7 protein-coding genes are annotated in these 11,183 nt (G+C 57.4%); 1 reads left to right on the top strand and 6 read right to left on the bottom strand.

Features of this window, described 5'->3' with window-relative positions; all coding sequences use genetic code 11:
* Positions 1-391 precede the first annotated feature (391 nt).
* The 5 genes from B0G57_RS22475 to B0G57_RS22455 all read right to left on the bottom strand — a co-directional run bounded on the left by B0G57_RS22475 (position 392) and on the right by B0G57_RS22455 (position 8,239).
* On the bottom strand, positions 392-1,180 hold the full coding sequence (locus B0G57_RS22475; RefSeq protein ID WP_020566080.1) for an amino acid ABC transporter permease: 789 nt from the start codon (positions 1,178-1,180) through the stop codon (positions 392-394).
* A gap of 214 nt (positions 1,181-1,394) precedes the next feature.
* Positions 1,395-3,377, bottom strand: coding sequence for a hydantoinase B/oxoprolinase family protein (locus tag B0G57_RS22470; RefSeq protein ID WP_026229493.1), 1,983 nt, complete (start codon positions 3,375-3,377; stop codon positions 1,395-1,397).
* Between the two features lies 1 nt (position 3,378).
* Positions 3,379-5,427, bottom strand: a complete 2,049-nt coding sequence (locus B0G57_RS22465) for a hydantoinase/oxoprolinase family protein (RefSeq protein ID WP_018439691.1) — start codon at positions 5,425-5,427, stop codon at positions 3,379-3,381.
* Between the two features lie 673 nt (positions 5,428-6,100).
* Positions 6,101-6,943, bottom strand: coding sequence for an ABC transporter substrate-binding protein (locus tag B0G57_RS22460; protein ID WP_018439692.1), 843 nt, complete (start codon positions 6,941-6,943; stop codon positions 6,101-6,103).
* Between the two features lie 180 nt (positions 6,944-7,123).
* Positions 7,124-8,239 (bottom strand): porin, encoded by a 1,116-nt coding sequence (locus B0G57_RS22455; protein WP_018439693.1) that lies wholly within the window; start codon positions 8,237-8,239, stop codon positions 7,124-7,126.
* Positions 8,240-8,616: 377 nt separating this feature from the next.
* On the opposite strand from B0G57_RS22455, the gene B0G57_RS22450 reads away from it, so the two are divergent.
* Positions 8,617-9,957: an aminotransferase-like domain-containing protein gene (locus B0G57_RS22450; RefSeq protein ID WP_018439694.1), complete on the top strand. Its 1,341-nt coding sequence runs from the start codon at positions 8,617-8,619 to the stop codon at positions 9,955-9,957.
* An 82-nt stretch (positions 9,958-10,039) separates the two neighbouring features.
* On the opposite strand, the gene B0G57_RS22445 is transcribed toward B0G57_RS22450, so the two are convergent.
* Entirely contained in the window at positions 10,040-10,954 is a 915-nt protein-coding gene (locus B0G57_RS22445) for an HTH-type transcriptional regulator ArgP (protein ID WP_018439695.1), read from the bottom strand.
* Positions 10,955-11,183: the final 229 nt, after the last annotated feature.

Raw genomic sequence — 11,183 nt, 5'->3', positions numbered from 1 at the left:
CGCAGCATGCCGTGTGCGATGTCCCACGTTCCAAAGTATTGACCGTAGCTGCCGGCAGGGATTTCCATCTCGCCAAGGCGCAAATCGGCAATCTCTTTGGGCTCTACGGTCATCATGCCATCGGTCAATGCCTTGAGCTCGGCCACGAATTCTTTCAACGTTTTTTGCTTCTGGGACATCAGGTTTCTCCAGTGGTGACTGAGGTAATCCGGTTTAACACCACTTCATTAGTAGTACGAATTACCAGTTAAAAATCAATTTACTTCTGGCGGCCAGGAATTTCGGGCTGCGCGGCCAGGTTCGTCGTGAATGAAAAAGTAAGGGCAGATGTCAGTTCATACTGCTGTACATCATCGTTCCGCCAGTTATTGGCATCTGGCTACCGGCAAATTCAGCTTGCTGTCTCCGGGTGGGGATTCTTCCCAACGCGTGTTTCAGGTCTACGCCTGGATCGGAGATGCCTCGACAGCCGCTTTTCAATGAAATGCTGGACCAGGGTCCACAAGCCAGTGAGCGCAAGGTAGTACACCGAGACGCCCAAGTAGACTTCAAACGTCATGAAGGTAGCTGCTTGCAACTGCTCAGCAACGCGGAACATTTCAGCGACACCGATCACGCTAAGTAACGAGGTCGTCTTCAGCATGTTGTTGAACTGATTTCCCAACGCCGGAACCAGCAGTGGCAACGCCTGCGGCATGATGATCCGATGCATTGTCATACCCGGAGTCATCCCAATCGCCTGCGCAGCTTCCCACTGCCCTCGAGGAATGGCCGTAATGCTGGCCCGCGTGATCTCGCTCATGTATGCACCCTCGTGCATCCCGAACGCGAGAATGCCCGCGATCAATGCACCGCTGATCTCGAACGGACCGATATGCATCACAGCCGGAAAAAGATCGAATCCAACAAGATAAGGAAGGCCGAAATAAATCAGGACCAGCTGAACGAGAACAGGCGTGCCTCGGAAAAACCAGATATAAACTTGGTTGCCCCCTCTGAAAATTCGACTGGGAGCCATGCCGGCGATGGCCAGGACGAAGCCAATCACTGTGCCGAGAAACTGCGCGATCGCTGCTGCTACAACCGTTGCCACCAGTCCTTTGAGCAACGCGGGACTGGGCGAAAACACAAACTTCAGGAAGAAGCTTGGATCGAATACGACATGAATATTGGTTAACACAATTGCTTACCTCTCTCCTTGACCCCGCTTACGTCATGTCCGAGAGCGTGCCGTCAGTTCGAAGTGCGCCAACTATCCCGGATTTGTCTCTGTCAGAAGCAGGATCACGATCGACATGAACTGATCGGCGCCGGAATACCACGCTATGACCGTCTCTCACACGCGGACCGCCCTTTGCTTTCTTCACTACATACAAAGCCCGCCAGCAAGACCGTCAATGCAGGACGCTATCGCCCGATAGCCGAGCCGTCTCCTCCGTAATGGCGCGCTGCAACGCCTCGTCCGTAACCGTTTCGCCAGCCGCCGTCAAACGCTTGCGCACGGCATCAACCAGAAGCTGGCGATGCGCTTTTGGTCCTTGCAGCGCGGCCGTGGCAAAACGGGCGCGCACTGCGTCAGGCCAGATTGCGTCGTACACCTTGCGCTCCGGTCCCATATCGAAGGCTGCTGGAGCGTTTGTCGAGCGACGCTCTGCCCGCGCGACTTCCGTAGCGCCGTAGTTGATCGAACCGTCCGACTCAAAAACGACCCCATAGTCCTTAAAGGCTGCCTCGGCGGACAGCATGCCGCGCTGCATGTCGTTCCGTATCGCGTCAGGATCCCGGTCAAGGGGATCGCCAAACCCACCGCCGGACGGTGTAATGAGGCGCAGGACATCGCCGCGTTTGAGCTTGAGTACTGTTACGCGCTCAAGTACCTCCTCATCATCCTTGCCTGGATTCAATACAACCTCGGCCATCCGGCCAGGGTGCCCACCGTGCACGCCCCAAGGGCGAAAAGAAAATCGATTCATGCCGCGAATCGTCATGGTCGCTTCGGCATCTGTGTTCTCCATCTCCATCAGGAGTGCAGCACCGCTGCGCCAGCGGCCGGGCGAATAGCTGTCTTCGAGAAGACGCGTTGCGTGAACAAACAACACCGTCTCAACTTCAATGACCTCAGTCGGAACGCTTTTCAGATATCCGGAACGCGAGTCGATTGCATCAGTGCCATCGCTTCCAGCGCGCCCCCCGCCACCGCCACACAGCGGGTTGATGACACTGACCCGTCGCTTTCCGCTGCGCGGGTCTCGTGCGCTCAGCACGATCACCGCCGACATGCCCGGACCCGAAGCCGTCAGCCCACCCTTCACAGCCTGCTGCAGACAGCCAAGCAACGTGTCATAAACGCGCGTGCTCGCCGCGACCCGCGAGCCACCTGCGGCAGGAAACTCTGCATTGATGACGGTGCCTCGCGGCGCATGCATCGTGATTGCGCGCAGCAAGCCGGCGTTCCGGGGCGCATCCGGTTCTACGGTGAGCAGGTAGTAAAGGAATGCCTGGACGGTGTATGGATGCGTACGATCGCCACTAACGAAGTTGTACGCCGCTGGGATCTGTGGGTCTGTACCATTGAAGTCGAACGTGACGCCGTTCCCATGGACGCGCATTGCGCAACGGATATAGGTATGCTGCCCCGGCTCAATCCCCTCCAGGTAGTCACCGAACTCATAGATACCGTCAGGAATCTTCGCAATCACTGCTCGCGCTTTCATTTCCGCAAACGAGAGGACGTCACGCATACCCTGCTCGACCACGCTTCGTCCATACGCCTCGCACAACTGGTGAAACCGTCGGTCCATGCTCTGTAAAGCCGACAGCATGGCTTTCATGTCGCCCCAGAGATCGTCCGGAATCCGGCTGTTATCGAGCAAGAGACGACGAACGTCCTCGTTTATCTCACCCTTCTTGTAAAGCTTGACGGGGCGGATGCGGATACCCTCCTGGAAAACTTCGGTGAATGCAGGCGAAATGCTTCCGGGTACTGCGCCCCCGATATCTGATGCGTGAACAAAGCCCCATGAGAACGCGATCAGTTGTCGTTCGACGAAGATCGGGCGGACCATCGTAACGTCCATCATGTGAGTGACGAGACCATCGGTCGAGAATGGATCGTTCGTGAGGAAGCAGTCGCCCTCGTCAATGCCGAGCTCGTGCAACTGCTCGATCGTCTTCTGAAGAGGAACGCCGATGAACGAACTCACACCTGATTGACTCGGGTACGCAAAGATTTCTCCCTCAGGCGTGGCGACTGCGCACTGATAGTCCTGCACCAGCTTGACGAACGTCGTGTGAGCTGTGCGATACATGACCGCTGACGCTTCCTCGACGATCGCGGTGAAACGGTTATTCATTACTGCTGTCCGGACCGCATCCATCTCAAGACTCCCTCGTCAACAGGATATTGCTGTGTGAATCGACAGTCGCCAGATAGCCGGGCGGCACAAAAATTGTCGTGTCGTTCTGCTCAATGATCGCTGTCCCTTGCAGCGAGTCTCCGGCACACAGACGTTCCCGAGCGTAGACTTTGCACGCCCCCGCCGACCGTCCCGCAATCTGGATATCCCTCAGCCCAACAAGCGCGTCAGCCGCGCGATCCTGGCGAGACGAAACCACTTCAGGCGTCGGGATGGGCAGCATCCCCCTGATGCGCACGCGGAACTCGGTAAATTCCACAGCCGCCGATGGGTCGGAGTGCGCGTAAAGTCGCTCGTGCTGACGATGGAACTCCTGCTCCATTGCTGCGACATTGCCCGTCTTCGCCGCGTCAGCCGGCACATTCACCGTCAACTGGAACGACTGCCCGCAATATCGGGCGTCCGCACGATATTCGAGAATGGTTTCCTGAAGGCCCGCGCCAACGTTCTGGCCCGTCAACCATTGATGTGCACTGGTCTCGAGCGAAGCGAATTCCGCTCGCGTTGTTTCGGCATCGACAGCAATGCCCTGCATGCTTTTCACGTTGTCGTGCGTCAGCCCTGCTACCAGTCCGCCAAACGCGCAGAAGACCGATGGCATGCCAGGGACGAGTACGCGACCGATGCCAAGCTCCGCCGCCAGCAGCGGCCCGTGGAGCGAGCCGGCACCACCATAAACAACCAGCGTGACGTCGGCCGGGTCGAGACCATAGCGCGCAAGGTAAGGCAGGACACTTGCGACCATGTTCGACGTAGCAACCGTGAGGCATGCCTCAGCTGCCATCACCACGTTCATACCGAGCGCTTCCGCTATCGGCCGCATCGCTGTTTGCGCCGCTGCCAAGTCCAGAGTCATCCGCCCGCCGAGGAAGTGGTCCGGATGGATCAGGCCACAAAGCAGGTATGCGTCGGTCACCGTGGGCTGCATCCCACCATGTCCGAAGCAGGCAGGACCCGGCCGCGCTCCGGAACTGCGCGGACCAACGCGCAACACACCTCCATCCACCCAGCAGATTGAACCACCACCCGCTCCAATTGCTTCGATACCGGTAACCGGCATCATCAACGGGAAATCACCGACTTCTGCTTCGCCAGTAATCGACGGTTCCCCGTCCTGAATAAGCGAGATATCTGTGCTGGTTCCGCCCATGTCCATGGTGAGCATGCACCGCTCATCAAGAGAGACACCAAGGTACTGCGCCGCGGACACGCCGGAGGCCGGGCCCGAGAGCAGGGTATGCACGGGCAGCGCCCGAGCCTCTGCGGCAGCCAGCGCGCCACCATTCGACTGCATGATGAAAAGCTTCGAGTCGGGCAAACGCTCGCCAAGCCAACGTTCAATTTCCGCGATGTAAGCGGTCATCCGAGGCTTGACGTAGGTATTCAGCACTGCAACGATGGCGCGCTCGTATTCACCAATCTTTGGCCAGATGTCGCTGGAAACCGATATGTTCTGGATACCTGTCGCCGCAATGATTGCGTCGCGGGCGGCATGCTCATGCGACGGGTTACGGAAGCTGTGAAGAAAAGCGACGGCAATGCCCTCGACCCCAGCCTCTTTGGCTTGCAATGCAGCTCGTTTAACGGCGTCCAGGTCGATTTCCTTGCGCACACGACCTGCTGAGGTCATGCGCTCCGGAATTTCAAAAACCAGCTCGCGTGGCACGAGAGGCTGCACGCGATCCCCGAGAAGATCGATCGCGCGACGCAGGCGCAGGCGCTGCAGTTCGAGAATGTCGCGAAAACCCTCCGTCGTAAACAGCGCAATCGCCGGTCCGTTTCGCTCAATGACGGTGTTGGTAGCGACGGTAGTACCGTGCACAACAACGATCTGCTCCTCAGCGCGAGGTTTCATGCGTTTGAGCATTTCCTCGCAGCCAGTCTTGAAGCCCTCTGCAAAGTGAGGCGGCGTCGAGGGGACTTTCAACGTCTCAACTTTCTGCTCTCCTCCTTCGCGCCATGCGGCGAAGTCGGTGAACGTCCCGCCGATGTCTACTCCGATCTTAAGCATCTTATCTCCGTGTCTTCTCACGACAAGGTTCGCTACGTTGCATTAACCGCGTTTCTCCAGACACGAGGCGCGGTTGCCGCGCACCACTGGGTGAATCTGGACGTATGACGCTCAGTCCATGCATCGGGTGAATGCAGGGCAAGGCACTTCCAGGCTTCTCTTCCAGGTTGTTCACCAGCGAGGCTGCAAAGCCTGGCACCGGGGATCACTGGCCGTCTGTTCACGATGGATGTAGCTTATGTTCAATTCGCGAAATGTACAATATGTTTTTTGTTATTGAACTAACAGCGCAACCAATCTTCCGCAGGGCACCCGTTCGCTGGCAGGTTTGAGAACTGATTTCGTCGGGGCGCCCTTGGTCGGAAGGCTGCCAATGGTTGCTTCACGATGCGACTCGTCAATCTACGGGGTCAGATACCAAGCGCCGCACAGCGCAAGTCGTGACTGGAGCGTCGTCGAAGGCTGCTTCACGCCTGACCACCGAGCGTCCAGCCTTCGTGACAGCGAAGCCAGGCATACCGCGTGAAGCAGTTGCTGACCATCGGATGGGAGGAAAGAAATGTGGGAGATCAGAGAGCGCCACTCATGTGGGCTTTATCCTCGGGATGGCCACCTACCTAAAAAGGGCCGACACAATGATTTGCCTACTCCCCGGTCTCCATTCTAGTTTCACTTAGGGGCAGGGATGGGCCGAATTACATGCAACGACGCCGTTTTCGATCCCCCAGCGCTTGATCAACTGCGTCATCCCGCCACTGGCGTTCATCTTGTCAATCGCGGCCTGCACCGCATTTTTCAGATCGACATTTCCCTTCGGGATCGCAATGGACATCGTTTTCGGCGGCACCGGCACTCCACCAATCGAAAACCGCCCGCGAGAGCGCGACATGTAATAATTCATAACCACCGTATCGCTCACCAGAGCGTCGACCCGTCCAAGGCTCAAATCCTGGAAGGCGACGGCATTTGTTCCCAATTCGACAATGTCGATCGGAGGTCTTCCACTTACTTTCAAATCGTCGCTGATCTTGTGCAGTGCCTTCGAATTATTGCTGCCAAGCAGTACAGCAACGCGTTTCCCCGAGAGGTCTTCGAATCGGGTCAAATGTTTTGGATTCCCAGTCGGAACCAGTAGGCCGGACCCAAACCTCCAGTAGTCAACCAGCTCATACCGTTGCGCGCGCTCTGGCGTTTTGCCGAGACTGGCAACTGCCAGATCGCACTTTCCGGTGTCGAGTGCAGCAAAAAGACCGGAGAACTGATAGTTGTCTATCTTCGCCGCGACCCCCATCGATGTCGCAATATCATTCATCATGTCGACGGCCGCACCCTTCGGTGTCACACCATCATCTGCGATACCCTCTGCTGGTGGGTTCTCAAGATCCGAACAGAAGGTCAAGATCTTCTTCGCCTTAATCGATGCGGGCGCCTCAACCGAGGCTGCCGCCGCCGCCCAGCTTTGAGCAGTCAACAACACAGCAGCCCCGACTACTGCCATACCTTTGATCCAGCGCATACAGACTCCTACATGTGTTAACCAATGTGCTTCGTTATCCCCACCGAAGCTTTCGGCGGGTCGAAGGTCGCTCGACGCTTTTCACCGCGTCGAGGTGTCTCTCTCGCCCGGTGCCGCGATAACTGTTCGCCCTTGCCGGGTATGACTTAAAAGCGCACTGGCCAGGTGTGGCAGCCCCCGTCAGAACTTATGGGTGATGCCGACGCGTACGTCGCCCTGCGTGCTAGCCAGCGACGGCGTTGTGTACCAGCCCAGTTCTGGATTAACCCCTGACGAAGCCTTCACGAAATCGCCCGATAGATACACTGTGGTACGTTTGGACAACGAGTACTGAACGCCTGCCGAGACCTGATTCCACGTATGTCCTTGGAGGGTATCGTGCTGATAGCCTGCGGCCACCAACCACGCCGGAGTCAGTTGATACGTCGCCCCGCCTTCATAGACATGCATATACGACGTCATATTCTTGTGGCCAAGTTCGGTATTGGTGAAGTTGGCCATCATGGTCAGCTTGCCGATCTGGTAACTGCCACCGATCGCGAAAATCTTGTACGTATCGAGCACAAAGTTCGAAACGAGGTCCGTCTCCACGTTGTTCGACACTGTCGCCACCGTTTGACCAAAGAAGACTGGCGTACCAAGGCGGTTATAAGGATCGATAGCATATCCGGGCAAGGAGGCGTACGCGACACCCAGACGGACGGGACCATTGGTGTAATTACCACCCACCTCCCACGCACTGCCTGTGTGGAAACTGCCCGCAACGTTGCTGAACGAATACATCACACCAGCCCTGAACCCAGCAAACTTGGGCGTTGTGTACTTCACGGCATTGGGCAACCGTGTACAACTCATCCGGTCGATGTCACCCTGATGAATGCCGTATCCGCTTGCAATGAAGCTCACGTTGTAGTCGCAGACATAGTCCGAAATAATGTCGTACTGGTCACCCATCTGCAGGGTGCCCCACGTCTGGTTGTCGAGGCCCACCCACGATTGACGGCCGAATACGGCCCCGCCGTTCGCTGCCTTTCCGGTATTGACGTTGAAGCCGCCTTCCAGGGCAAAGATGGCTGCAGTGCCGCCACCGAGATCCTCCCGGCCTTTGAAGCCCCAACGGTTACCGTGTGCAATCCCGCTATCCATCTTGATGTTTTTGTGTCCGCTCTCGTTGGACACATACGTGATGCCATCGTCGATCAATCCGTATAAGGTCACCGTGCTCTGTGCGTGGGCAACGCCGACCGTCGAAGTCAATCCGCCAAATGCAAGCATCATTGCAACCTGCTTTTTCATCGCGACAATCCCTTTATCATTTAGTATTCCTAATTATTTGCTTAATACCCCACAATCGGTGGATGAACTTCCGCATCGATACGGTGCACCCTTGTGGAACTGCGCCGCTCAGCTACGTTGACGGCAGCTTATGTTCGCCAAAAAAAATGTACAATGTGTATTTTGTTATTGAACTAAAATCTAGGGGAAGTCCTGAGCGGTCCTGTCGAATCGCGGATGGCCGCCCGCGCGGGTGGGTCCCCAACGTTGCGGCAGCTCCTCGCACATCAGTTGCGTCAGAGCAACGCCTGAACGAAAGGCGTAGTCGTCCCGGCCGTCGGCTTGCGCCGCTCGAAGCTGTACACTTCGCACTATGTTATTGAACATAAGAGAAGCGAATGGACGTCCAGTCATTTGTTGAGCAAGTCAGCGCGAGGACGATGCGCGGCATCGCGTTAGAGGTTGCGGAACTGATCCGCAGTGGCGCAATCCCGGTCGGCACTCAGTTACCGCCGGTGCGCGACCTTGCCGAGGCGTTTGGCGTGAGCCCGGCTACCATTTCCGGCGCGTGGAAACAGCTTCGCGCGGTGCGCATGGTGAGCGGCGGGGGTCGTACCGGTACGTGGGTACGCGGTGACCAGACGTCCCTCAGACCGGCGCGCTATGAAGACTTCGCGAACTACGGCGAGAACATCCAGGCTGATCTGCGTTTTGCATCACCCGATCCGGAATTGCTGCCTGATCTCCAACATGCATTGGCTAAAGCGCATTTGGCCCACAACCTCCACAGTTACGTCCGCGAGCCGATTTCGCTCGAGTTGAAAGCCGCCATTGCCGGCGATTGGCCGTACAAGGACTGCACCTTTACAGCGATCAATGGGGGGTACGATGGACTGCATGCGGCGCTGCAAATGGTCATCGTACCCGGTGCCACGGTAGCAATCGAAGACCCGACCACCTTGCGTGCGTTCGATATCCTTGAAAAACTCGGTGCACGGGTCATCGGAGTGGATTGTGATTCACAAGGCCCGCTTCCTGAATCGCTGGCTGCCGCGTTGCAACAGCGTCCTGTGGCTTTCGTCTATCAGCCTGGATCGCACTCGTTGACCGGGAAGCGAGTCAGCCCGAGCCGGCTGAACCAGTTGCGCAAAGTGCTTACCGGCAAGTCAACACTGATCATCGAGCTTGATGGCCTCGCGGGCTTGGCCAGTGCGCCCCCGCTGACCCTGGGTTCCGCATTTCCTGAGCGGACTGTACATATTCGTACTTTCTCAAAGTCCCTGGGAACCGACTTCAGGCTTGCAGTGTTCTCAAGCACCGAAAAATTCGCGGACCAGGTTCAGGCATATCGGAACTTCCGCGAAGGCTGGACCAGCCGGATTCTGCAATGCATTGCGGCAACACTTCTCACGGATCCCGAGTCACTGCGTGAGGTCGCCACTGCTCGCGAAACGTATGCAAAGAGGCGTGGCGTTCTGACTGATGCACTCGCGGAGCGAGGGATAACCGTGTCGGGGCAAGATGCGTTGTGCATCTGGCTTCCTGTATCCGACCAGCAATACGCTTTGGTAACGCTCGCTGCACGCGGGATTGCCGTACAGCCAGGTTCACGGTTCCAGGTCACACCGAGACCGCATATCCGTGTCGCCACGAGCTTCGGGATGGACCAGGTAGATACGATTGCCGACGCTCTGGCGCAGGCAGTCGGCGCACTCGATGGCCCGATCTTGCGCAGTTGATTACTTAAGCCGGCGACCGTTCGGTCGTCTGCTCGTCTCGACTGGAAGCGACAAGATCAACTGGGCGAGTCGCAAGGCCCCGTCAACTGCTGGCCTTCTCCTTTGGGACTGGCTGAACCAAGCATCGCCGCGCCGCATCAATGACCAATGCGCTAATCGTCGCGAGCGGCTCGGGCTCCTGCTCCCAGTGATGCCAGTACAAATCGATCATCAAATCATGCTGAGGAGCGAGCGCAATCAGTCGGCTGCTCCCGATCAGCGGCTCGGCCTGCATTGCGGGTACGAGTCCGTAACCGAGGTCGTCCAAGATCGCATTGAGCAACGCCGCCGGCGAAGGAAAATAGTGCCTGGGATATCTGGCGACCGTCACCCCGAAATGCAACTCAAAAAACAGATCGTGCAGGGCGTCCTTTCGGTCGAACAGGATGGCGGCCGCCTCTAGTACGCTGGGCAACGTCAGGCCACCGGCGAAATGTTCTCGGGCGAATACGGGTGTGGCGACACACTGATAGCGCATCTGCCCGACCGGCTCGGCCATGAAACACTCGACAACCGGCTTCCGTTGAGTGGATAGGAAGCCTTTGACGTCGCCGCGTGCAAGCGCCTCGAGCGTATGGTCCTGATCATCCACGACGATCTCGAGGGCCACATGGTGTTGCGCCAGCTCACGCGTTACCGGCTCGAACCAGGTGGCAAGGGAATCGGCATTGACGGCAAGCGCAAGGGCTGTAGTCGCGGCTCGCCCTGGCGTGACACGCCTAAACAGGTCATCCTCCTGAAGCCGGACAGTCATGAAATGATGAAAAACCTGTTCTCCCGCTTTTGTAGGCATCACATTCGGTTCGCGTATCAGGAGCAGTGCCCCGATCGACTGTTCGAGCCGTTTGATCCGGCGTGTCACTGCTGCAGAAGAAACGTTCAGTGCAGCCGCCGCTTGCGTGAAACTGCGGTACTCGACCACCGCGGCAAACGTCTCCAGCTCGATCATGTTCAACATTGCGCCCACTTTGATCGGCACTCCTCTGTATTCGATAGCGCGCGTGACCACGGGACATCAACGCCATGCAGCGGCTATACCTATGAGATGCTGACGTTCCTGCGTATTCAACTGGCAGGATCGGTGCACGGCTTGGGCGAGCGAAGCTCAAGAACTGCGGCCAGCAGCCTTCGCCTCCCAGAAGGCGTATATCACCGATTTAATGGGTCCTGCCTAGCTCTTTTTTCAC

It is taken from the genome of Trinickia symbiotica (assembly GCF_002934455.1).
Classification (GTDB): Bacteria; Pseudomonadota; Gammaproteobacteria; order Burkholderiales; family Burkholderiaceae; genus Trinickia; species Trinickia symbiotica.
This window is presented reverse-complemented; position numbering and strand designations above follow the sequence as displayed.

Coding starts and splice junctions, on each gene's coding strand:
- B0G57_RS22470 (WP_026229493.1), bottom strand. CDS start 3,377: ATGGATGCGGTCCGGACAGCAGTAATGAATAACCGTTTCACCGCGATC.
- B0G57_RS22465 (WP_018439691.1), bottom strand. CDS start 5,427: ATGCTTAAGATCGGAGTAGACATCGGCGGGACGTTCACCGACTTCGCC.
- B0G57_RS22460 (WP_018439692.1), bottom strand. CDS start 6,943: ATGCGCTGGATCAAAGGTATGGCAGTAGTCGGGGCTGCTGTGTTGTTG.
- B0G57_RS22455 (WP_018439693.1), bottom strand. CDS start 8,239: ATGAAAAAGCAGGTTGCAATGATGCTTGCATTTGGCGGATTGACTTCG.
- B0G57_RS22450 (WP_018439694.1), top strand. CDS start 8,617: ATGGACGTCCAGTCATTTGTTGAGCAAGTCAGCGCGAGGACGATGCGC.
- B0G57_RS22445 (WP_018439695.1), bottom strand. CDS start 10,954: ATGTTGAACATGATCGAGCTGGAGACGTTTGCCGCGGTGGTCGAGTAC.